The 21,247-nt window shown below is 46.7% G+C and carries 21 protein-coding genes; 14 read left to right on the top strand and 7 right to left on the bottom strand.

The genetic code is table 11. The features are described from left to right. Positions 1-26: 26 nt before the first annotated feature. Positions 27-584, top strand: coding sequence for a signal peptidase I (gene lepB, locus ASD40_RS06830; RefSeq protein ID WP_156389914.1), 558 nt, complete (start codon positions 27-29; stop codon positions 582-584). A 45-nt stretch (positions 585-629) separates the two neighbouring features. Here the strand turns inward: lepB and ASD40_RS06825 are convergent, their stop codons facing one another. Further along, the gene (locus tag ASD40_RS06825) at positions 630-1,265 is read right to left on the bottom strand and encodes a response regulator (protein WP_057302643.1); all 636 of its coding nucleotides are present in this window, start codon (positions 1,263-1,265) and stop codon (positions 630-632) included. Positions 1,266-1,426: 161 nt separating this feature from the next. Here ASD40_RS06825 and ASD40_RS06820 point away from each other — a divergent pair, with 161 nt between their 5' ends. The 4 genes from ASD40_RS06820 to pdaA all read left to right on the top strand — a co-directional run bounded on the left by ASD40_RS06820 (position 1,427) and on the right by pdaA (position 5,382). After that, positions 1,427-2,977, top strand: coding sequence for a sensor histidine kinase (locus ASD40_RS06820; RefSeq protein WP_057302582.1), 1,551 nt, complete (start codon positions 1,427-1,429; stop codon positions 2,975-2,977). After that, positions 2,970-3,398 (top strand): response regulator, encoded by a 429-nt coding sequence (locus tag ASD40_RS06815; protein ID WP_057302581.1) that lies wholly within the window; start codon positions 2,970-2,972, stop codon positions 3,396-3,398. Before ASD40_RS06820 ends, ASD40_RS06815 begins: the two co-directional genes overlap by 8 nt. After that, the gene (locus tag ASD40_RS06810; RefSeq protein WP_082562104.1) at positions 3,395-4,516 is read left to right on the top strand and encodes an HD-GYP domain-containing protein; all 1,122 of its coding nucleotides are present in this window, start codon (positions 3,395-3,397) and stop codon (positions 4,514-4,516) included. The genes ASD40_RS06815 and ASD40_RS06810 overlap by 4 nt, the downstream gene beginning before the upstream one ends. Before the next feature lie 131 nt (positions 4,517-4,647). Further along, positions 4,648-5,382 (top strand): delta-lactam-biosynthetic de-N-acetylase, encoded by a 735-nt coding sequence (gene pdaA / locus ASD40_RS06805; RefSeq protein ID WP_442952629.1) that lies wholly within the window; start codon positions 4,648-4,650, stop codon positions 5,380-5,382. A gap of 82 nt (positions 5,383-5,464) precedes the next feature. Here the strand turns inward: pdaA and ASD40_RS37075 are convergent, their stop codons facing one another. Continuing rightward, complete coding sequence (locus ASD40_RS37075; RefSeq protein WP_156389913.1) at positions 5,465-5,602, bottom strand: hypothetical protein; 138 nt, start codon at positions 5,600-5,602, stop codon at positions 5,465-5,467. 336 nt (positions 5,603-5,938) lie between these two features. Between ASD40_RS37075 and trxB the strand changes: the two genes are divergently transcribed. From trxB to tpx, 3 genes are read left to right on the top strand one after another with little or no spacing between them, the layout of a single operon-like run. Then, on the top strand, positions 5,939-6,868 hold the full coding sequence (gene trxB, locus ASD40_RS06800) for a thioredoxin-disulfide reductase (protein ID WP_057302579.1): 930 nt from the start codon (positions 5,939-5,941) through the stop codon (positions 6,866-6,868). 39 nt (positions 6,869-6,907) lie between these two features. Continuing rightward, positions 6,908-7,219, top strand: coding sequence for a thioredoxin (gene trxA / locus ASD40_RS06795; protein WP_057302578.1), 312 nt, complete (start codon positions 6,908-6,910; stop codon positions 7,217-7,219). 52 nt (positions 7,220-7,271) lie between these two features. Continuing rightward, the gene (gene tpx, locus ASD40_RS06790; protein ID WP_057302577.1) at positions 7,272-7,796 is read left to right on the top strand and encodes a thiol peroxidase; all 525 of its coding nucleotides are present in this window, start codon (positions 7,272-7,274) and stop codon (positions 7,794-7,796) included. A 591-nt stretch (positions 7,797-8,387) separates the two neighbouring features. Here tpx and ASD40_RS06785 read toward each other — a convergent pair. Continuing rightward, the gene (locus tag ASD40_RS06785; protein WP_082562103.1) at positions 8,388-10,718 is read right to left on the bottom strand and encodes a UvrD-helicase domain-containing protein; all 2,331 of its coding nucleotides are present in this window, start codon (positions 10,716-10,718) and stop codon (positions 8,388-8,390) included. Positions 10,719-10,778: 60 nt separating this feature from the next. Here ASD40_RS06785 and ASD40_RS06780 point away from each other — a divergent pair, with 60 nt between their 5' ends. Continuing rightward, positions 10,779-11,642 carry a YihY/virulence factor BrkB family protein gene (locus ASD40_RS06780; protein WP_057302576.1) on the top strand — a complete coding sequence of 288 codons (864 nt, stop codon included), beginning with the start codon at positions 10,779-10,781 and terminating at the stop codon, positions 11,640-11,642. A gap of 26 nt (positions 11,643-11,668) precedes the next feature. On the opposite strand, the gene uvsE is transcribed toward ASD40_RS06780, so the two are convergent. Together uvsE and pyk are read right to left on the bottom strand one after the other, a co-directional pair. Beyond that, positions 11,669-12,616, bottom strand: coding sequence for a UV DNA damage repair endonuclease UvsE (gene uvsE, locus ASD40_RS06775; protein ID WP_057302575.1), 948 nt, complete (start codon positions 12,614-12,616; stop codon positions 11,669-11,671). A 299-nt stretch (positions 12,617-12,915) separates the two neighbouring features. Continuing rightward, the gene (gene pyk, locus ASD40_RS06770) at positions 12,916-14,328 is read right to left on the bottom strand and encodes a pyruvate kinase (protein WP_057302574.1); all 1,413 of its coding nucleotides are present in this window, start codon (positions 14,326-14,328) and stop codon (positions 12,916-12,918) included. Between the two features lie 122 nt (positions 14,329-14,450). On the opposite strand from pyk, the gene ASD40_RS06765 reads away from it, so the two are divergent. Next, on the top strand, positions 14,451-15,233 hold the full coding sequence (locus ASD40_RS06765) for an AraC family transcriptional regulator (RefSeq protein WP_057302573.1): 783 nt from the start codon (positions 14,451-14,453) through the stop codon (positions 15,231-15,233). Between the two features lie 7 nt (positions 15,234-15,240). On the opposite strand, the gene ASD40_RS06760 is transcribed toward ASD40_RS06765, so the two are convergent. After that, entirely contained in the window at positions 15,241-15,972 is a 732-nt protein-coding gene (locus tag ASD40_RS06760; RefSeq protein WP_057302572.1) for a DUF3105 domain-containing protein, read from the bottom strand. Between the two features lie 191 nt (positions 15,973-16,163). Between ASD40_RS06760 and ASD40_RS06755 the strand changes: the two genes are divergently transcribed. The 4 genes from ASD40_RS06755 (at position 16,164) to ASD40_RS06740 (ending at position 20,735) form a co-directional block, all read left to right on the top strand. Continuing rightward, positions 16,164-17,609: a methyl-accepting chemotaxis protein gene (locus tag ASD40_RS06755; protein WP_063870737.1), complete on the top strand. Its 1,446-nt coding sequence runs from the start codon at positions 16,164-16,166 to the stop codon at positions 17,607-17,609. 264 nt (positions 17,610-17,873) lie between these two features. Beyond that, a complete protein-coding gene (locus tag ASD40_RS06750) occupies positions 17,874-18,470 on the top strand; it encodes an ECF transporter S component (RefSeq protein WP_057302570.1) in 597 nt (198 codons plus the stop codon). A 4-nt stretch (positions 18,471-18,474) separates the two neighbouring features. Then, a complete protein-coding gene (locus ASD40_RS06745) occupies positions 18,475-19,950 on the top strand; it encodes an ABC transporter ATP-binding protein (protein WP_057302569.1) in 1,476 nt (491 codons plus the stop codon). Continuing rightward, the gene (locus tag ASD40_RS06740; protein ID WP_057302568.1) at positions 19,941-20,735 is read left to right on the top strand and encodes an energy-coupling factor transporter transmembrane component T family protein; all 795 of its coding nucleotides are present in this window, start codon (positions 19,941-19,943) and stop codon (positions 20,733-20,735) included. Before ASD40_RS06745 ends, ASD40_RS06740 begins: the two co-directional genes overlap by 10 nt. 60 nt (positions 20,736-20,795) lie before the next feature. On the opposite strand, the gene ASD40_RS06735 is transcribed toward ASD40_RS06740, so the two are convergent. After that, positions 20,796-21,197, bottom strand: coding sequence for a hypothetical protein (locus ASD40_RS06735; protein ID WP_057302567.1), 402 nt, complete (start codon positions 21,195-21,197; stop codon positions 20,796-20,798). Positions 21,198-21,247: the final 50 nt, after the last annotated feature.

Genomic DNA, 21,247 nt, shown 5'->3' with positions numbered 1-21,247 from the left:
CTTAAAAGATTGAGGTGAGAGCAGAAATGAAGGAAGAAATCTCGGAGCTTAGACAGCCTGCAATCAAGAAAAAAAGTGAAGTTTGGGGTTGGATTCGATTCATTCTACTCCTGACACTAGCCTTTATTTTGATTAATAACATGATTGGTCTTACGAAAGTTTCGGGCAATTCCATGAATCCTTCGTTACAGAACGGCAATGTGCTGCTGATGAATAAAATATCGTTGTTCTTTTCAACGCCCAAATATGGAGATGTCGTCGTTATTAAGGATGAGCGACTAGGCTTTAGCATTATCAAACGAGTTATCGCTGTTCAAGGGGATCGCGTTCTCATTCGTGATGGTGTTATCTTCGTGAACGAAACACCGCTGCCTGAGCTATATACAGCTGGGAAGTCGGAAGATATGGCTATGCAGACGATTCCGAGCGGACACTTGTTCGTTGTCGGAGATAATCGGAATTTGGGTGAGAGCAAGGACAGTCGGGATCCTTCATTAGGGCCTGTTCATATCAAAGATGTGAAGGGTTATGCGGTCTTCTCATTGCTTCCTATGCACAGGATCGCGGAACCGCTTGACCTATAAGGCAAAAAGATCCGACGGGTTATCCCGACGGATCTTTCCTTGTATTTATCGCTGCATTTCGAATTGCACGAGTCCTTTGGATAAGGCATATAAAGCGGCTTGTGTGCGATCAGCTAAAACCAGTTTGGCTAACACCTGACTCACATGCTTTTTCACCGTAAACTCTGTAATGTACAGGGAGCTGGCGATTTCCTTATTAGAAAGTCCTTTGCCAAGAGACATAAGAACTTCTAGCTCTTTGGGGGTTAGTTCGGAGAGCTCCTGCTCTTCGCTATGAGATTTATCGCCCATCATGGATCCCATGAGGACAGGATCATAGTATTTACGACCACGGGCAACGCTTTCGACGGCATATAGTAAATCTTCGGGAAATGCTTCTTTCAAACAGATGCCTTCAACCTGTAAAGCTTGTGCTAATTGAAGCTCACTTCGAGTTACCGATGAGGTTAAAATAATATATTTGCAAGTATGTCCCGACCGTCGAGCCTCTCGAATCAAGTCCAGTCCATTTTCATTCCCCAAATTTAAATCAACGAGTACAAGATCAGGCTTTGTCTGCTCAAGGAGCCGTAGAGCCTCCTTCGCATTCGCAGCTTCCCCAACAACATTCATCGATTGGCCGGATGATACAACCGTGCGAATTCCTTTGCGAACAAGCGGGTGATCATCAAGGATAATCATATTAACCAAGCGGGTTCCCTCCAAAAAGATCTCAGCTATGTTATACTAAAATAGTACCAAATGCCTATTACTATTTACCTATGTTAGTCAATTGGCTTCATTGTATAACAAAGTATGACAAAAGACCATTAAGAAATCATAAAGTTTAGGAGAATTCAGGCATGTCCTTACATAACAGAACGGGCTTATATTTAATTTTTGGCTGTAGATGGGCATTACTGTTGTCCGGGCTCATCCTTTATTCAAAAAATGGCGGTGTAACGCCCGGACTGCTGTTGGCTGCAGTTCTTTTTCAGACGATATACAGCCTATTGCAGCTAAATAAAATGCGTAGAAAAGTGGCGATCATAGCCGCTATCGCGGATTTAGGCTTTGGGATTTATTTGCTTGGGCTGACGGGCGGCCTTTCCAGTCCGTTCTTAATGTATAGTTTTACAGGTCTCTGGATGGTCAAGTCATTTGTAAGCTGGAGACAATACTATCCGATCATCTTGTTTTATGTGGCCGGTATCCCGATTCTGTTTGCTATGACATCAGGTGTAGTCATATATAAATATGTGCTGGCTCATTTTGATTACGGATTTATCGTATTCGCATTCTTTTGCCTAGTAAGTCTAGTTCACTTTGTTATGCAAAATGTACGAAAGCAATTCCGTAAGTTAGTCATGATTTATTCTTCTAGTCACATGACCGTACAGCCGATGAAGCAAGGAACGATATCCTATGTAGAGGAACTGCTTCAGCGAGTTTTAGATGATCGGGAAGTTATCCTTTGCGTGGAAAGTATCGGTCGTTACGAAAAAGTTCAAAGTTGGAAGCATACGTATTTTATGAATTATATGAAACAGAATAGGCTGAATAGCCAGAAGATCTACACCCAATTACCATCGCCTACAGGTGAAGTTGTGCCTTATTACGTCCAAGTCCTTCTGGACCGTAGTGGGCAAAAATATGGTTGGCTGCTTGTTAAATCAGGCAAGAACGAATTGTCTATTTTACACAAAATTTATATGCAATTTATCCTTATGAAGCTGGAAGCTTTCCAATTCGTCAACGAGGAATTGCTAGATGCTCAAGAAACGGCTGTCGCTCTCGAACGCGATGCTATTGCTCAAAATATTCATGATGGTATCGCTCAGGAGCTTTTCTTTATCTCTATTCAGCTGTTTCAATTGAAAAATGCGCTTCCCCCGGATGTTCGCGAGGAGACGCTTCCTTATGTGACGGAGATCGAGAAAAAAGTGAAAGAAAGTCATCGTGACATTCGTCAATTCATCATTGAGCTAAAGGATGAGAAGAGAAAATTCAATCTCCATAGTGCCATTGAGAAGCTGCTGCACCGTGTTACTGAACATACCGAGGTGGTGCCGATCTTTGAGAACATTGGTTGGGCAGCGCATGAGCAGCTTGATATCGAAGAAGCAATTTATCACTTGGTAGAGGAAGCAGCCAACAACGTCATTAAACATGCCAAAGCCAAACATATCCATGTGAGGATTGAAGTCACGAGTGTACAATGGTCGATTACCATTAAGGATGATGGGATCGGAATGCAGATATCCGAGGTGTACGAGCAGGGGCGATTTGGGCTGAGAGGCATGGAGAATCGGATTAAAGCCTTGAATGGAGCGATTTCTTTTCAATCCGAAGCTGTCATGGGTACGACGGTTACAGCCTATATCCCACGTGAAAGGAGTATAGCCTATGTATAAAGTAGTCATTGCCGATGACCATTGTATCGTAAGAGAAGGTCTTCATATTTTGCTCAAAAGTTGTAGAGGTTACGAGGTTACGGGTGAGGCTGCGAACGGAAATGAAGCTATTTCTCAATCGTTAGCGTTAGTGCCCGATCTTCTTTTAACGGATCTGAAGATGCCTGGTACTTCTATTATTGAAGGGGCTAAGACCCTTAAGCATATGTATCCGCAGATGAAAATTATCATTTTAACGGCTGTTGATGAGAGTGAGGATATTTATCGGGCCTTTAACGCGGGGATTGACGGTTATTTGATGAAGGATACGAGTCCTGAAGTGATTCTATCCACCATTGAAAATGTCATGAAAGGTGCCTCTATTTTCCATCCGAAGGAAAACAACAACGATAAAGCGGATACAAGAAGGAGTTCATTATGATGAATTTACTACGATTCGGCCAACTGCCTGTCCATCAACTATTGATGGCTATCATTGGTAGTATGTCCTCTATCTGTGCACTGAGTGGCTTGTCATACTGGTTAGTTAGTGGTAACTCCGAATCTAGGTTGTATATGATGACCTCTTTTACGGTTACCCTTTTTGCCTGGGGGATGTATGCGATTCAGAAAAGTATGTCGAAAAACAGTCCATATACGAATCTGATAACCCCATCATTACTATTCTTAGTGATTGTTGTTATTACTTTATACAACCCTGTGGCTTTGCAGCAGATGTGGGTTGCTCTTATCTTTTTCCCTGTTATGCTCAGTTTATTGGTGGAATTTAGGGTGTATGTAGTTGGTTCAATCATTTTTTCACTGTATTTCTTACTCTTTCAAATTTTTGGTCCCACGTATGGGAATAACGATGGGTTCTCTCCCATTATTATGGCAACGACAAAAGGTGTATATGCATTAGGCTGCGTGATCTTAGGCGGGATTATTATTACTGCCTTTAATCAACATAAATTGCGCGTGGAGGCAGCCGCTTTCCAGCAGCAAAAACAGCAAGTGATTAACATCTTGCAATGTTTCATCCCAGTTGGAGAACGGAAAACACAAACGTCGCGTAAAGAAATCGGTGAAATGAGTGTTCTGCTCAAAGCACTTGTGAAAGAATACGAAAGCTTGCGTGTGCAGGATTGGGAGATTGATTTATTGTCACTTTTGCATTTTGTAAGCAGGGTCAAGCTTCCGGATTATATGTTTGAAAAAGAAGGGAAATTGACAGAGTTTGAGTTCGAAGTGGTACAGGAGCACTGCTTTATGGCGAAAGAATTATGCGAGGGTATCCCGGATTTTCAAGAGGTCGAGAAAGCGTTCCTTTATCATCATGAAAAAGTAGATGGCACTGGCTATCCATACCGTCTCGCGGGCGATCAGATACCGCTCCTTTCGCAGATGCTCGGCTTAGTGGAAGTGTTCCTCGCCATGACGACGCCGCGGTCATACCGACAAGCCACGTCGCCGAGAGAAGCGTACGCTGAAATTCAGAAGCTAGTCGGACATGCTTTTCGGGCTGACATTGTGGACGCTTTTGGGAAAGTAATAGATTGAAAAAGAACACATAATCTCCGTCTAACATGTGGCATATTAGTAACAGTCTTGTTGACTGAACCAATCCACAGAAGGCAAGGAGTGAATCTTCAACCGTGAAATACATGCGAATTCTGACGATCGTTCTCGCCATGCTGCTAGGGCAAGCGACGATAGCGTCTGCCGATGGCACTTATCACTTTGGGTTTAAGAAAAGCGTAAACGGGCAGCCCCCGTCGATTGATGAAGAAGGCTTCAAAGCTCTTTTGAAGCAGCGAGGGGCTATTTTCACAGGAGATCCAGCTATCAAGGAATTGTACTTAACCTTCGATAATGGGTATGAGCAGGGCTATACCGGTAAGATTTTGGATGTGCTGAAAGAGAAACAGGTACCTGCGATCTTCTTCGTGACGGGGCATTATATCAAGACAGAGCCTGAACTGCTGAAGCGGATGGCCCAGGAAGGCCACTTGATCGGCAACCATTCTTGGAGCCATCCGAATATGAGTCAAATATCTGCAGAACGCATCCAGAAAGAACTGAATCAAGTGAAAGATGAGGTCAGCACGCTCACTGGACAAAAGGAAATGCGCTATCTGCGCGCGCCGCGGGGGATATTTAATAGCCAATCGTTAGCCGTTAGTCAGGGGCTTGGCTATACGAACGTATTTTGGTCCGTCGCTTACCGCGATTGGGAGCCAAAGCGTCAGAAGGGCTGGGAATATGCGTACAAAAATGTGATGGCGCAGCTGCATCCAGGTGCTGTCATTTTGCTGCATTCGGTGTCCAAGGATAACACGGAGGCACTGGCTAAAATCATCGACGATGCGAAGAGTAAGGGCTACCAGTTCAAGAGTCTTGATGAGATGCAAAACCGGACGCCTTAAATAAGCCGCACAAAGTGAAAACTCCTTAGCCTAGATAGTACAAGGCTAAGGAGTTCTTTTTTAGAGGATTATGCGTTTTTGGTTAGATATTGACTTTGGCCACGGTTTTTTCGCTTTCGTTTTTTGAAACAGGTGGATATATAGTGACGTAGACTAGCAGGCTTATCATCAATAGGGAAGACACCCATACCCATTTGTAATCTGCTTTTTTTGTGTTCATATTATTTACTCCCTTCTTGTTCTGCTTGATTCGTTCTGTATCCCATTATGCCTATCAATGCTGAAGACAAGTTGAACGCTAACTGAACGTTTGGTTAATACTTAATCTACCATTTATGACCCGACCTAAATTTTAAGCTGCGACAGCGTTAGTCGCGGCTTTTTCTTTTTTTAGGGACCGGAAAAAGATTTTAAACGATTTAAATTGTGCACAAATTAATTGTTGACAATGTTGAATGGAATTGGTATGATTCATTCATAAAGTTGTTTCAAATTAAATTGCTAACGAACAAATGAAATCATACAATTAACATGCAGCATCAAAGGAGGCGTTCCTATGCATCACAAAGCGATCATTATCGGAACTGGACCAGCGGGGTTAACCGCAGCGATTTACCTTGCAAGGGCGAACATGTCGCCTTTAGTCATAGAAGGTATACAGCCTGGAGGCCAATTAACGACCACCACAGAAGTAGACAATTTCCCAGGATTCCCGGATGGCATCACGGGACCAGAGTTGATGGACAATATGCGTAAACAGGCGTTGCGTTTTGGCGCTACGATTCAGTCAGGCCGGGTCACAGAAGTCGATATGTCCAAACGTCCATTTACCTTGTTCTTAGAGGACGGGGCTCAATTGACGGCGGATTCGCTGATCATTTCCACAGGAGCAACGGCCAAGAAACTAGGCATCGCCGGTGAATCCGACAATATTGGGAAAGGCGTTAGCACCTGTGCAACTTGTGATGGATTTTTCTTTAGAAATAAGAAAATTATCGTGATTGGCGGCGGGGATACAGCGATGGAAGAGGCGCAGTTCTTGACTCGATTCGCTTCCGAAGTGCGCGTTGTGCATCGTCGTGACGATCTGAAAGCATCGAAAATCATGCAGGATCACGCCCGCGGCAATCAAAAAGTGGCTTGGAGCCTCAATCGGACACCGCTTGAAGTCGTAGCTGGCCCTCTCGGAGTAACGGGACTTAAGGTGCTCAATAATGTAACCGGAGAGGAAGAGCTGCTGGAGGCAGATGGTATTTTCCTAGCGATTGGGCATACACCGAATACTGGGTTCCTAGGCGGACAACTGCCAACAGACGAGCTCGGATATTTGCAGGTCATTCCCGGAACCTCACAAACGACTGTCCCTGGCGTATTCGCTTGTGGGGATGTGCAGGATCGCATTTATCGCCAAGCAATTACTTCGGCGGGAAGCGGTTGTATGGCGGCGCTGGATTGTGAACGATATCTTTCCGAACAGCATGCTTAATGCTTTTTAAAATAAAAGAACCTTTAGGAGGAATTAGCCATGTCAGTTAAACAAATTTCCGATGCCACATTTAACAATGAAATTGAAGCGGGTATTGTACTCGTAGATTTTTGGGCCCCTTGGTGCGGACCTTGTAAAATAATCGCTCCCATCCTAGATGAACTATCAGCTGAGATCGGCGATGCAGCCAAGATCGTAAAAATCAACGTGGATGATAACCCAGAATCCGCTTCCAAATATAACGTCATGAGTATCCCTACACTGCTCGTATTCAAGGATGGTCAATTGGTTGATCAGATGGTTGGGGTACAACCCAAAGAGAAGCTGAAAGCGGTAATTGAGAAAGCATAAAGCAATGAATCTAATGTGTGAAAACATATAAAATCACAGGAGGAATACGAATATGACACAGGTACAAGAACGCACAGGGGTAGCAACGGTAGGAGGGAATCCAGTTACTTTGCTAGGACCGGAGATCAAGGTAGGGGATCAAGCGCCAGATTTTAAGGTTAATAAGGATTTGATGACAGAGGTAAGCCTATCCGATTATGCAGGTAAAGTGAAGCTAATTTCGGTGGTCCCTTCCGTGGACACAGGTACATGCGATGCACAGACGCGTCGTTTCAATGTGGAAGCAGATAAGCTAGGAGATAATGTCGTCATTTTGACAATCTCGGTGGATCTTCCTTTTGCACTGAGTCGTTTCTGCGGGGCTGCAGGCATTGATAAAGTTGTAACCTTATCTGATTATAAAAGCCGCGCATTCGGCCAAGCGTATGGCGTTTTGATTAAAGAGATTCAGCTCGATCAGCGTGCGATATTCATCTTGGATGAGAACAATACGGTTCGTTATGTGGAGTATTTAACGGAAATGAAGGAGCATCCGAATTATGATGCGGCTTTAGAGGCTATGAAGGAACTTGTGTAACTGAAAAAAGAGCAGCATTCCCACTAGGGATTGCTGCTCTTATTAAGTTAAGGGGTAAGGTGAAGCTTACCCCCTATTTAGCATGTTTAGCTGAGCCGAGTGAGAGTGTGGATGCATACATGTTTTCGGCTGGGTAGGTGACTAGGTTTTTCTTTGAAGCTGAATGGACCTAAGGGCCATGAGATTTGGGAAAATAGGAAGGCAAGTTGTACAACGTACAACAATTTCCTTGGTTTCTTATGGGTAGGCTAAGGATTGTTGTATTTGGTGCAACAATTTAACCTATTTCCCTGCTATAGAGCTACTTTTGGCTGAAATTGATGTATTTTATGCAACATTCGCCTGGAAAACATGGATTAGCTTGCGTAAAGTTGTACAAAGTACAACTTTGCATGGTTAATGAATGTTTCAAAATATTCGTTTTGGGAGTACTTGATTTGCATCTATTTTACGAACATTCTCACTCAAGGCGGCCGAAGGCGTTTTTTTGTTTCAATGTGAATCCTTGCTAATATCTGCAGCCTAGGTAATCCCCCCCAACAGATGCGGGTGTATTCTACCAGCATTTAGAAGCATGCAGGCTATGCTCGGCTAACGAGTGAGCGTAACCATCCGGCTGCCCTTGACCATCGCTGCGCTGCACAAGGGGCACGCCTTCGCCGCAAGCTTCGCTTCCTGCGGCGAAGAGATGCGTGACCAGGCCTTGCAGCCGGCCTGCTCGCAGATCCACGCCGCGACCCGCTCAGTCGCGGCGGCGGGTTTCCCTGCAGCGGCCGGGCGCCGCGCCGCTGCAGAACCCGCAGCCGCAGCAGGTTCGCGGCTGACAACAGGGTCCGCGCCAGGGAACGCGGACAGCAGGAAACGGGAAGGCTCCGCCTTCTTCCCGCGATAAAACGCCGGCGAGCTGATCAGCAGCTCGGCCTTGGCGCGCGTGACGGCGACGTAGGCGAGTCGCCGTTCTTCCTCCAGCGCGGCGGTTCCCTTGTCGCGCCCCGTAACCCCAGCCATCTTCACATCGTCCAGATGGCCGGCGTCGAGTGCCGAGCTATGCGGCAGATTGCCCTCAATCGCACAGAGCAAGTACACGATCGGGAACTCCAGTCCCTTCGATTTATGAATTGTCATGAGCGAAATTTTATTCGCAAATTGTTCTTTTTGGAGCCGACTCATTTCGGTGCGTTTTTCCGCGACCTCATGGATAAAATAAAGAAATTGCTCCACGCTATCGAACCGCTTGGCCGAAGATTCCAGCTCGTCCAGCGTTTCCTTCAGCATTTCCCTATGACTCGTCAGCTTGCTGCGCTTGTTCGTCTCTAGGAAAGTATCGTAGAAATCCTTGCGAATCGCCTGAACGGCATCCAAAGGCTTCATGTCAGCAAGCGACTTAATAAGACGGATGCGGCTTTTGAGCTTTTCTTTCTGAAAATCTTTCAGCTGAGGCAGACCGAGCAGGTGGATAAGCGGCCACTTTTTCGCCTGAATCGCTTCCTGATCTTGAATAATCCGCATGCCCTGGTCTCGTCCTATATATAATGAAGGGAGGACACCTTCTATAGCCTCGAAATTACGCCGCTCATGAGCAAGCCTTAAGTGATCGATAATCGGTTTCACCATCCACTGATCGTAGAAGGAGTCGTTGCTTCCGTAATCCACAAAAGGCAAATTATGAAGAATCAACTGCTCGATAATCGCCCGACTGTTGCTGGCTGTCCGATACAGAATAGCGAAATCGCCATACTGACTGCCGCCCTCGGCTACTTTAATCCGAAGATCGTTAATTAACCAATCAGCCTCGTCATCGCTATTCATAGGTTTCACATATTGCGGCTTCCGATCACTTTCCTTCGTGGCGAGGAGGGTCTTCGACTTCCGCTGTATATTATGTTTGATGATCGCATTTCCCAAACCGACGATGCTTGAAGTAGAGCGGTAATTAATATCAAGAGTGACCGTCTTGGCAGCAGGATACTGCTCATGAAACTGTAGAATAAATTCATTTCGCGCACCATTAAACGAATAAATCGTCTGGTCATCATCACCAACGACCATCAAATTCTCGTGGTCCTTTGCAATCATTTGAATGATTTCGTATTGCACGGTATTCGTATCCTGAAACTCATCGACACTAATATAAGTGAACTTTCGCTGCAGCGAGCGCAGGACATCGGTGTTTTGCCGCAATAAGTGGTAGGCTTTGATTAAAATATCATCAAAATCAATCTTCTGCTGTTCCATTTTCCACTGCTCATACTGCATGAAAATCCGCTTTACTTCTTTGTCTTCTTCCGTTCCTTCAGGAAGGTCTTCGACCTCGATCAACTGCATTTTATAAGAGGAAAGCAAGGAAATGAGCACTTCGGGTTGGTATGTATCCTGCAGCCCCATGCTTAGCATGATGCGCTTGAAGACGATTTGCTGATAGCGGCCATCACTCAGAATCTCTTGTTGTAATCCGTTCATTCGCAGTAATCTTAGGCAAAAAGCATGAAATGTCCGCACCTGCATCGTATTGGTTATACTATGATCAAGACCCGGCATAGACGTGAGGCGTTCCCGCATCTCTTCGGCAGCCTTTTTCGAGAAAGTAATCAATAACAAATTCGACGGATGGACCCGGTGGACACGCAATAAATAAGCCACTCGGCACACCAGAACAGTTGTCTTGCCGGAACCGGCTCCCGCCAGGGTAAGTAAGGGACCTTTGAAGTGGCGCACAGCCTGAACCTGCGCTTCATTCAACAGAATCTGATGGCTTTCCAAATCGCGGAAAAAATAAGCGTCACGATCGGCATCGGACACAAAATTGGAACTATTCGTTAAAAGCGCCATACGCGCATGCGGGATAGGTCGCTCCGTGGTTTGTTTCGTACCTAATGGTGTAGGGTAAATAGAAAGAGAAGTCAAAATCATCACCTGTTTCATAGCAATAGTGGACTACCTATTCTATCACATTTATAGACCGATGAAAGGACCTATATACATATGGGGATATCTTACTTTAAATTGCTTTGGAATCAGTTCGAAAAGCACGATGCCACAGGGCTTGCTGCCCAATGTGCCTACTATTTTCTGCTATCCCTGTTCCCCTTTCTGCTATTTATTCTGAGTTTGTTGGGGTATTTGCCGTTCTCCTCGGATGATGTCATGGGGCTTATTAAAGAATATATACCGGGGGCTGTCGCTGGTTGGCTTGAGGAAACGCTTAGCAATCTGCTTGATGTGAAAAGAGGAGGCGCACTTTCCTTCGGGATCATATTGGCCCTGATGAGTGCCAGCGCAGCGATGAATGCGATCGTCATTGCCGTTAATAAAGCGTACGGTTTGCCGGAGCGCAAAAGCTTCATTCACTCTCGCTTGCTAGCCGTGATGCTGACGCTGGGCATGCTCATTGTCATCGCTTCAGCGCTGCTGCTCAGTGTGTTTGGCCATTGGATTGGGGATTGGACACTTGCCAACATTTCGATTTCAGCGAAGCATGTAGGTTTGTGGAACAACCTGCGCTGGATTGTGAACTTTGTCATCGTGTTTGTGGTTTTCATCGGCATTTACTATATAGCCCCCAATACTTGTCTAACCTGCAAAAGTGTCCTTCCCGGAGCGATATTCGCGGCAGCTGGGTGGCAATTAACATCCTTCGGTTTCTCCTTCTATGTCAATAACTTCACCAACTACAGCGCCACTTACGGCAGTGTCGGGGGGATCATCGTGCTCATGACGTGGTTCTATATTTCGGCGCTCATCATTATCATCGGCGGTGAAATTAATGCGATAAGGCATGTGAAGAGCCAGATTCATACAGTTCCGTTGGATAAAAAGGATACAACAACGAATAAAAACCGCTTCTGATATCCGGTCAGAAACGGTTTTTTGTTCTACCACGTCAAAACGCCGCCATCCACTCGCTTCACGCCGCGAATTTTTCCAAGCTGCTCCGCCAGCCGGAACAAGGCTAGATCCTTCATTTTGGCTTCAATCATGACATCAATGCGGGGGAGGCCTGCCTCCTTGCAGCTTTTCAGAAATGGGATGAGCTGATCGGGCTCAATGTAGTCAGAATGAGATCGGAACTCTTTCGCATCCTTTGGCGAGGAGACGTGAATTTTCATCGGAATATCGCCCCAGGTCTTAGCGATGTCTGGCAGTAGTTCGATGGGGGAAGACATGGATGGGTTGCACCAATCATGATGCAAATCCAGCATGCAGGGGCGCCGCAGCCTTTTGCTCACGGCCAGCGTTTCCGCTAATGTGTAAGTTTTATCGTCATTCTCAAATGTAAGACGCCGCATGGCCTGCTCGGGCACTTCAGAGATCTTAGTAAATAGCCGCTCCGTGGCGGCATCTTTATCTCCATACACACCGCCAACATGGATATTGATGATGGCTGACTCATCAAGTCCCATCCCATCCAAAATCGCCGCGTGATAGGACAAGTCTCTTACAGCAGCCTCCACGACTGAATCGCTACCATTTAGCAGCGTGAATTGGTTAGGATGCATACTTAGTCGGATTCCCTGCGTGTTGGCGAAATCGCCGAGCTTTCGAAGCTCATCTTTATATTCGGTGGCCACATCAATCTGAACATCTGGGTGCGTAGCTAGTGGAATGAGCGATGACGATAGACGAAATAAGCGAATGCCATGAGCGGCATTATAGTATAGAATCCGCTGAGTCGCCTCGAGATTTTTGCGTCCGATCTCGATGGCTCGAAGCATAGCTTCCTCACGAGGGCGCTCAGAGAAGAGCTTATATGTAAAAGTGGAGCTAGGGGTATTATTAAAAATCGCCATTGCTATAGACACAAATCCGAGTCGGATAATCATGGGGCCTCCGTTATTCCATCATCATTTAGCTTGATTAGTCTGCCCCAAAAGGAAGCAAGTATCGAACGGTGAAGGGGGAGAATCGTAGAAACAGTACATGCGAAGAACGAAGCGAGTGCAGTAAGTACAAAAAGGTGAATAGTGGGTATAAGAAGGGCTTTCAGCCTTTTGGGCGCATGAATTTAGGAGAGATTCAGGGGAGATTCCCATGCCACCCAACAAAAAAAGACACCAGAGGTGTCTTTTTTTTGAACATTTCGTATAAGTCTGGTGAAGGACACAGCAGACGATTATCTAAACTAAACCCGCTCAACCTTCAACAGGTTAGTCGTGCCTGATTTCCCTACTGGGATACCGGCGGAGACGACGGTGAGGTCGCCTTTCTTCACGTAGCCGAGCGTCTCAGCTTGCCCGATGGCAGAGCGAATCATTGCGTCAGTGGAGTCGCAGAATTCGCCAAGGATCGGGATAACGCCTTGCACCATGCTCAAGTAGTTGATCGCATATTCATTGGACGTCACCGCGATAATCGGCGCTTCCGGGCGGTACTTTGCGATCATCCGAGCGGTAAAGCCGCTCTCTGTTGGCGTCAAGATCGCTGCAGCGTGCAGCTTGTTAGCAGATGACACGACCGCTTGGCATAGCACCTCAGTCACTTCGTTGTTCGACTGAAGCTGCGCGTCGATCAAGGAGCTGCGCTCCATGGTTTGCTCTACGCGCTCGGCGATCGTCGCCATCATCGTCACGGACTCGATGGGATACTTGCCTGCAGCTGTTTCGCCGGAAAGCATGACAACGTCACTGCCGTCGAGCACCGCATTCGCCACGTCACTCACTTCTGCGCGTGTTGGACGAGGGTTGCGCTGCATGGAATCCAACATTTGCGTTGCCGTAATAACAGGCTTGCCAGCTAAATTACAAGCGCGAATCATGTCTTTCTGCGCAATTGGAACTTCCTCCGTTGGAATCTCGACGCCGAGATCGCCCCGTGCAACCATGATGCCGTCGGAAGCTTCAAGGATCGAAGCGAAATTCGTCATGCCTTCTTCGTTCTCAATCTTCGAAATAATCGGCGTAAACGCTGCGCCGTGCTGTTCCAAAATCGCGCGAACTTCTCTAACATCGTTTCCGTTACGTACGAAAGACATTGCGACGATGGAGATATTCTCTTCAACACCGAACTTAATATGCATCACATCGCGCTCAGTTACACCAGGCAGGGAGGTGCGCACGCCTGGTAAATTAACGCCTTTACGCTGTTTCAATACACTTTGATTCAAGACGCTGCAAGTAACTTCGGTGCCGTCAATCATTTCTACACGTAGCTCGATAGAGCCATCATCGATAAGAATGAGGTTCCCCGGCTTAACATCTTGCGGAAGGCCAGGATAATTCACGGAAACACGGCTTGAATCGCCGATAATTTGTTCAGTCGTAAGCACAATGTGATCGCCGCTTTGCAAATCGTAGGAAGCATCCTTCAATTGACCAATGCGGATTTCCGGACCTTTAATATCCATCAGAATAGGGATAATGACACCAAGCTCCGCAGCTGCTTGGCGTACGCGCTGAATGCGTCCCCGATGCTCATCTAAATCGCCATGAGCCATATTTAATCTGGCGACACTCATGCCCGCGCGAATTAATTCTTTAAGAGTAGGGACGGAATCACAAGCAGGTCCCATGGTACAAATGATTTTTGTTTTACGCATGGTGTTAGAACTTCCTTTCAATAGTAACGATTGAATTTTGGCTTCATTATATGCCTAAATGAGCCGAAGTTCTATGAACTATAGTATGATGTATGTACTATAGTATGTAGGAAGGTGCCATTATGCAGGTGATAACCTTTACGTATGACAAGAGCAGCAATTGGTACAAGGAAGAGCTGGAGGGATGCCCTGCTTGGACGCTCGTTCTCGTTACCTATGGCCGATGTGTGTATTGGATCAATGAGAAGAAGCAGGTAGTTGAGAAAGGGCAATGGCTGCTCATTCCGAGCAAAGTCCCCTTTTATGGAAGAAGTGTACCGACCCAGATCCATGAAAAGTACGTTGTTCAATTCACCGCTGATGCAGCAGATGAACTGTTCCCACTTCTTCAGCTGCCGCATTATACTAGCCGATTAACGGGTAAATATGAGTTGATTGTCGATCGTTTGCGCCTTATCCATCAACAGTGGCAAGACAAGCAATCCTATTACCAAACGCTGTGTGAAGCGCTGCTCAAAGAGCTGTTTGTCTATCTCCATAGAGAGTGGGATCAAGATACGACAACTACTGCCACTACACAGCTAGTGGAGCAGATGAAAGGCTACATTCAGAATCATTACCGCGAGCACGTGACCAAAGACGAGCTTGCTGCGTGCATATGCCGATCTCCGAACTACACGGCGGCGCTTTTTCGCAAAGTGACAGGTCAAACGATCAGTGAGTTCGTCCATGCCACAAGGATCAAAACGGGCATCTACATGCTTAGACATTCTGCACTGTCAGTGACCGAGATCTCCGAGTTCATCGGATACAATGACCCGTCTTATTTTTACCGTGTATTCAGGCGTCTAACCGGCCTAGTGCCGACGGATTTAGTTTCCGATCGTGAAACGATTCGCAAATAGTATTAACCTACATCGTACCGCCGCCGCGGCGTACTTCGGAAGGGATCTGTTCAGGGCCTTTATCAATGTTCTGGTAGATGAACGTCCCCACACTTGCTTCGTCAAGCTTTGTTAGCTGCATCGTTTTGGTCCATGCTGTTACAACGACCTCCTGATTGCTAGGTACATCTGGATTCGGTACAGCTAATACACCGGCGCCGGCTTTCTTGAAATGCGTCAAGTAATCGAGGCGATCCAGTAATTCTTTAGGAGCATCAGGGTGGTAATGAATAATGATATCGCCATGCTCCAAATTATGAACAAGCATTTCATAGGAAGGTCTTTCCTTATAAAAGCCGAACTTTAAGTCATGCGGACTGTGTGTACCGGAGGTCGGGATTTTCATTTCATAGGATAGTGTACCCTCTGCATGCCCTCGTCCATAATCTTTATCTGTCACGACCTGAATAGGAGCATTAAAATTCAGTTTTTCTACACTATATTTGCTGGAATTTTGCTGAATAAGCGAGGTTCCCACACAGCATATCGCGATAATAACAAGAGTGTGAGAGAGAAGCAGCCAGGTCTTTTGCTTTTTTTTCAAAACCTGTTTCTCCGCCTTTTTCAATCGACTAGAGTTCTGTTTGTGCGCTTTCGCGGCCAACACATAGCCAATAATCGATAAAACAAAAATAGCCAATCCTATGTAAAGCAAAATAGCCATAAAATCAGGTCCGTGCTGCATGGTTGAATGATCCATTATAAATGATCTCCTTTTAGAATAAATTTTTAATTACCAACACTACATATTGTAGTTTCACTATTAGCTAGAAGTCAATTTCTGCGTAATGATCTTACTCTTTATCATTCCAAATAGAGGATTATTCAACCACTTGTTGAATTATGTAAATAAAATGTCATTTCATGTAGAAAAAAAGGAGAGAAGTTTCAGTGTCAGAACAACGATTAGAACTACACAGAAGAAATGGATTAATGGTCAAATTGTTATGGGTATGCTTGGCTCTTGGAATCGCTGCTTCCTACAGATCCCCTGCAATGATGCTGACTTTGGTCATTTACGGAGCACCGATTGCTCTCTTATGCACTATCTTAACTTGGAAAAAAATCTGGGTCCCTTACACGATGTACGTTATTGCTGTAGGTTTTAACATCATTTCTTATTTTTTTATGGCCAATGACCCTGCCCTGTCCAGTATTCTAATCTTGTTTCTCGGTTTGACCCTCGTTTCTTTGTATATGAACTTCCGACCACTTTTGCTTAATGCCGTGATTGGACTTATCAATTTGAACTATTTTTGCTCCACATTACCCGGGGATTTCAGCCTAGTAACTATTAACGCTTTCTACTTGTTGACCATTTTAACCTTGGTAGGGCAAGGCCAAATTGGAACTAGAATGCTTGCTAATGTAGTGAAAAGCGTGAAAGAGTCTGAGGTGTCGCGTGTGAAGTCAGAAGAAATTCTGACAGGCGTCCGTACAACAACAGAAGTCCTTGGAACATCCAGCAATACGCTTCAGGAAAATGCGTCGGTTACAGGCAGAATTACCGAAGAAGTCGTGGCTGCTTTTCAAGAAATCTCGATTGGTATTGAGTCGCAAGCAACCAGCATCACAGATATTACAACCGCTATTCAGGAAGTAAATGAAACCGTTGAGATGACCTCTTCCGCATCGAACACAATGAGCAGCAGATCCCGAGATACGGCGCGGATGACGAATGAAGGCAAGAATCAGATGGAAGATTTGTCACTCAAAATCAATGATATTACGGTTATCGTGACCGAAACGTCAGAAATTATGAATGCGGTCAATGAAGAAAATGTGAAAATCGGAAATATCGTTACAACGATTGCCGACATAGCGAACCAAACGAATCTCTTGTCGTTGAATGCTTCCATCGAGGCTGCCCGCGCAGGTGAGCATGGCAAAGGCTTCTCCGTTGTTGCGAACGAAATTCGTAAGCTGGCGCAGAATGCGCACGTCGCTTCCACAGACATCTCGGAAATTCTAGGCTCTATTCAAGATAAAGTAGAGACAGCTGTAGAGAAGGTTGCCGTCGGCATTACCGCCGTAGAGTCTGGTAAGAAATCAGCGGAGAGCGTCGATCAACTGTTCGAAGTCATCAACAGCAATACGGCTGAAGTCATGGAACAAGCGGAGAACCTGCAGCGCATGAATGCTCAATTGCTAACATCGTCACAAAGAGTCGCTGAGGAAATGACGTCCGTTGCGGCGATTACTGAGCAATCCGCAGCTTCCGTGCAAGAAGTGCTTGCTAGTGCTGAAGTGCAGCAAAGGCGTGTTGAAGATATCGTAGACAGTATTCGCCAGCTGAACGGATTGACGCATGATCTGCAGCATTTGATTGAGAAATAGAGCGAATGTCCCAAAAAAAGGATTGCCAAAAAGTTGGGAATCCGCTACAGTTAAGCCAAATGAATAGCAACACGGGTGCTTGATGAAGTCAGGCTGAGATAGTGGCCCTATGCCACTGACCGTTAATCTGATCTGGGTAATGCCAGCGTAGAGAATGAAGTGCCTTTCCGCACTAATTTTATGCCTGCCGCTACCCGGTGGGCTTTTTTTTCGTGTTCGCTTATCCATTTTACATATCTATATGAAAAGGAGTCGAACAAACAGATGGCACAAAAAGAAACAGCAGCAAAGGGTTTGAAATTGACTGATATCTTGATCACTATTGTGATCGCAGCGGTGTTTGGTGTGATTTATCGCGTATGGGGGCCAATGTACGATATTTTGAAACCATTCGGTCTTCACGCAGAGCAGTTGAGCTATGGCATGTGGTTTATGGCTGCGACCTTCGCATTTCTGGTTATTCGCAAACCCGGCGTTGCGTTATTGGCTGAGGTAGCGGCGGCGACGATAGAGGCGCTTTTTGGCGGCTCATGGGGTGTCTCGACACTTGTCTATGGGTTGCTGCAAGGGCTTGGTGCTGAACTCGTTTTTGCTCTTTTCCTTTACCGCCGTGCAAATGTGGGCGTGACAATCCTAGCGTCCTTCGCATCCGCAGCTTTATCCTTGCTTGTGGATAATTACTATGGCTATATTGATCAACTCACATTCTGGAACTACTGTCTGTTTATTGGACTTCGTCTCTTGGGCAGCGCTTTGATCGCCGGCGTATTCGCATACTACTTAGCGGGTGCACTGGCCCGTACTGGTGTGCTCAGCCTAGTTCGTCCTGTTTCGAAGAAAGATTACGACGCATTGGGGTAACGTGATGAGCGAAGGAATGAGCGTGACGAATCTAAGGTTAAAATATCCCGGAGAAGACGCCCCCCTGTTATTTCAGGGGGTTTCCTTTTCGATAGAACCTGGAGAGAAGGTCCTGCTTCTGGGGCCGAGCGGCTGCGGCAAATCAACCCTGCTTCAAGTGTTAAGCGGTATTGTGCCCGACATTGTAGAGATTCCGCTGAAGGCAGATGGCATTCACACTCCAAGCCGCTCAGGCTATGTCTTTCAAGATCCGGAGACACAGTTCTGCATGCCGTATGTGGATGAGGAAATTGCTTTCGTCTTGGAAAATTTACAAGTCCCTCGTGAGGAGATGCCTGCTCGTATCGCGTATTATCTGGAGTTGGTGGGGCTTGAACTAGAAGACACCCATACTTTGGTTGGGAATCTGTCGCAAGGGATGAAACAGCGGCTGGCTATTGCGAGTGTGCTCGCCCTAGAGCCGGAAGTGCTGTTCCTAGACGAGCCTACGGCGCTTCTAGATGAAGAAGGCACTGAGCAGGTATGGGAAACGATTCGAAGGATTAGTGCTGAGAAGACACTGGTTATCGTGGAGCATAAAATAAGCGGCATCCTAGGATTCATCAACCGCTTGATCGTTATGTCACCAGATGGAGGACTGCTAGCAGATGGCACGCCTCAAGAGGTGTTCGAAGCTTATAAACAGCAAATGATTGACTATGGGATCTGGTACCCTGGTGTTTGGGACGATAAGGAGATGGAGTTAAAAACAACCTCCATCATTCAGACTTCGGCGCCGGTCATGACCTTTCGCGATTTTGTAGGGTTACGCGGAGGGCAGATCAAGACCTCTGTGGATAACTTGAGCGTCTACCCTGGCGACTGGATTACCGTTGTCGGCGCCAACGGCGCAGGCAAAAGCTCGCTGCTGTTAGCGATCATGCGGCTCATCCCAACCCGCGGCAGCTGCTGGATCGAGGGAGTTAAGGGTAGCAAAGTCGAGCAGCTTGCGGAGCAAGTCGGCTTTGTATTCCAGAACCCCGAATTCCAATTCGTCACGAATTCGGTGGAGGAAGAACTGGCCTACTCCTTGCTGGAGACGGATCAGGGGCGGGATGTGCAGTGGGCGTCTATAGAGCTGCTGCTTAGGGAATATGACCTGCTCGCGCTGCGCAAGAGGCATCCGTTCCAGCTGTCGATGGGCCAGAAGCGGCGCTTAAGCGTGGCGTCCGCGATGGTGCGCGGTCCCCGCATTCTGCTGCTGGATGAGCCCACCTTCGGGCTTGATGCCCGTGGTACCCTGCGCATCTTGCAGCAGCTGGAGCAGCTGCGGGCGAGCGGAACTGTGATTGTGATGGTCACGCACGATCTGGAGATTGTGCAACGCTGCGCCACTCGCGTTTGGCAGGTTGAAGATGGGCATGTGAAGGAGTTGCCGGCTGGGAAGCTGCCGGCCTCCGCTGCACATGCTGCAGAAGGAGCTGCGATGCTATGCAACTAACATTCGCGTACCGTGAAACCTGGCTGCACCGGGTGAATCCGGGTGTGAAGCTGATCCTGTCCATCCTTCTGTTTATTGTTGTCGTGTTCACGCATAATTTGAATGCGATGATGTATTTGACCTTGGGCGCTCTGATGCCGCTCTTCTTGTTCTCAGGCCATCCGATGAAGCGGCTGCTGTTGTATGCCTCACCGTTCTTGCTAATCTTCCTATCCTCTACCACGGGGATGATGATGTTCGGCAGCGGAGATACGCTTTGGTACCAGCTGGGCTTCATCCGTATCACCGAAGAAAGCTTCTATCGCGGGATCCATCTGGGCTTTCGGGGCCTTCAGGTTGCTGCGGTCGGGCTGCTGTTTAGCTTAACCACACGGCCCGTTGCACTATTTTATGCTATGATGCAGCAGTGGAAGGTAGCGCCGAAATACGCCTACAGCTTCCTCGCCGCGCTGCGCATGCTTCCGCTCATGCTCGAAGAATTCCAAACCCTTCGCTATGCGCTGAAGGTGCGGGGCAAGAAGAAGCGTAATCCTATCACCGGATGGTATACGACACTGCGAATGTATGCCATTCCACTGCTTGCCCAGAGCATACGCCGCGCCCACCGGACAGCTGTGGCCATGGAAGCGAAGCGTTTTTCCGCGCAAAAAAAACGGACTTATTATTATGTATCTTCCTATTCGATGCTAGATGTTTATTATATCTTTTATTGGATTGTGCTCGTCATTCTAGCTTATTGGCTGGGGAAAATATGGCCATTGTTGAACGCAGCGGACGTCCGTTAAGAACTATGAAGAGCAATCCAAGCCAACGAACATATTGGTTTCGATTGCTCTTTGTTTTTGTCATTTACCCCATTTAAGGGACAATACCACTTCACAGCACTGTTTCTCGGGGACGCGAGGATCGATAGTGAAATGAACAACGCTTGGTGTAAATTTAGTCAGTATGATGGACTCAATGCCGAAAGTGTGAACAATCCGATCCACTTCCTTCTGATTGCCATTCTGGGCATTGCTCATCAATTGGCCGGCTATAGCTGGGTCTTCCAGCTTTTGAATTAAGAGAGAGGCGTCTCGAAGGAGGGTCTGAGAGGCTGCAACCGAATGCGAGAGTACCTTCGTATCGACTGGAGGGAAATCACGATGCCAAGCCCAGTAAGCAGGATAGTAAGCAGCAGGAATAGGGTAACGATTATAGGGTGAGAAGGGGGATTTGTATGTGTAATAGGAAGGAGGATAATTCATGAATGATCTCCTTTAGATTTTTTTGCCAGATATACGCTACACCAATATAT

Origin of the sequence: Paenibacillus sp. Root444D2 (genome assembly GCF_001426375.1) — a bacterium.
Taxonomy (GTDB): Bacteria; Bacillota; Bacilli; order Paenibacillales; family NBRC-103111; genus Paenibacillus_E.
This window is presented reverse-complemented; position numbering and strand designations above follow the sequence as displayed.

Excerpts from the sequence above, each read along its gene's own strand:
- lepB (WP_156389914.1), top strand. The coding sequence starts at position 27 with ATGAAGGAAGAAATCTCGGAGCTTAGACAGCCTGCAATCAAGAAAAAA.
- ASD40_RS06825 (WP_057302643.1), bottom strand. The coding sequence starts at position 1,265 with ATGATTATCCTTGATGATCACCCGCTTGTTCGCAAAGGAATTCGCACG.
- ASD40_RS06820 (WP_057302582.1), top strand. The coding sequence starts at position 1,427 with ATGTCCTTACATAACAGAACGGGCTTATATTTAATTTTTGGCTGTAGA.
- ASD40_RS06815 (WP_057302581.1), top strand. The coding sequence starts at position 2,970 with ATGTATAAAGTAGTCATTGCCGATGACCATTGTATCGTAAGAGAAGGT.
- ASD40_RS06810 (WP_082562104.1), top strand. The coding sequence starts at position 3,395 with ATGATGAATTTACTACGATTCGGCCAACTGCCTGTCCATCAACTATTG.
- pdaA (WP_442952629.1), top strand. The coding sequence starts at position 4,648 with ATGCTGCTAGGGCAAGCGACGATAGCGTCTGCCGATGGCACTTATCAC.
- ASD40_RS37075 (WP_156389913.1), bottom strand. The coding sequence starts at position 5,602 with ATGAACACAAAAAAAGCAGATTACAAATGGGTATGGGTGTCTTCCCTA.
- trxB (WP_057302579.1), top strand. The coding sequence starts at position 5,939 with ATGCATCACAAAGCGATCATTATCGGAACTGGACCAGCGGGGTTAACC.
- trxA (WP_057302578.1), top strand. The coding sequence starts at position 6,908 with ATGTCAGTTAAACAAATTTCCGATGCCACATTTAACAATGAAATTGAA.
- tpx (WP_057302577.1), top strand. The coding sequence starts at position 7,272 with ATGACACAGGTACAAGAACGCACAGGGGTAGCAACGGTAGGAGGGAAT.
- ASD40_RS06785 (WP_082562103.1), bottom strand. The coding sequence starts at position 10,718 with ATGAAACAGGTGATGATTTTGACTTCTCTTTCTATTTACCCTACACCA.
- ASD40_RS06780 (WP_057302576.1), top strand. The coding sequence starts at position 10,779 with ATGGGGATATCTTACTTTAAATTGCTTTGGAATCAGTTCGAAAAGCAC.
- uvsE (WP_057302575.1), bottom strand. The coding sequence starts at position 12,616 with ATGATTATCCGACTCGGATTTGTGTCTATAGCAATGGCGATTTTTAAT.
- pyk (WP_057302574.1), bottom strand. The coding sequence starts at position 14,328 with ATGCGTAAAACAAAAATCATTTGTACCATGGGACCTGCTTGTGATTCC.
- ASD40_RS06765 (WP_057302573.1), top strand. The coding sequence starts at position 14,451 with ATGCAGGTGATAACCTTTACGTATGACAAGAGCAGCAATTGGTACAAG.
- ASD40_RS06760 (WP_057302572.1), bottom strand. The coding sequence starts at position 15,972 with ATGGATCATTCAACCATGCAGCACGGACCTGATTTTATGGCTATTTTG.
- ASD40_RS06750 (WP_057302570.1), top strand. The coding sequence starts at position 17,874 with ATGGCACAAAAAGAAACAGCAGCAAAGGGTTTGAAATTGACTGATATC.
- ASD40_RS06745 (WP_057302569.1), top strand. The coding sequence starts at position 18,475 with ATGAGCGAAGGAATGAGCGTGACGAATCTAAGGTTAAAATATCCCGGA.
- ASD40_RS06740 (WP_057302568.1), top strand. The coding sequence starts at position 19,941 with ATGCAACTAACATTCGCGTACCGTGAAACCTGGCTGCACCGGGTGAAT.
- ASD40_RS06735 (WP_057302567.1), bottom strand. The coding sequence starts at position 21,197 with ATGAATTATCCTCCTTCCTATTACACATACAAATCCCCCTTCTCACCC.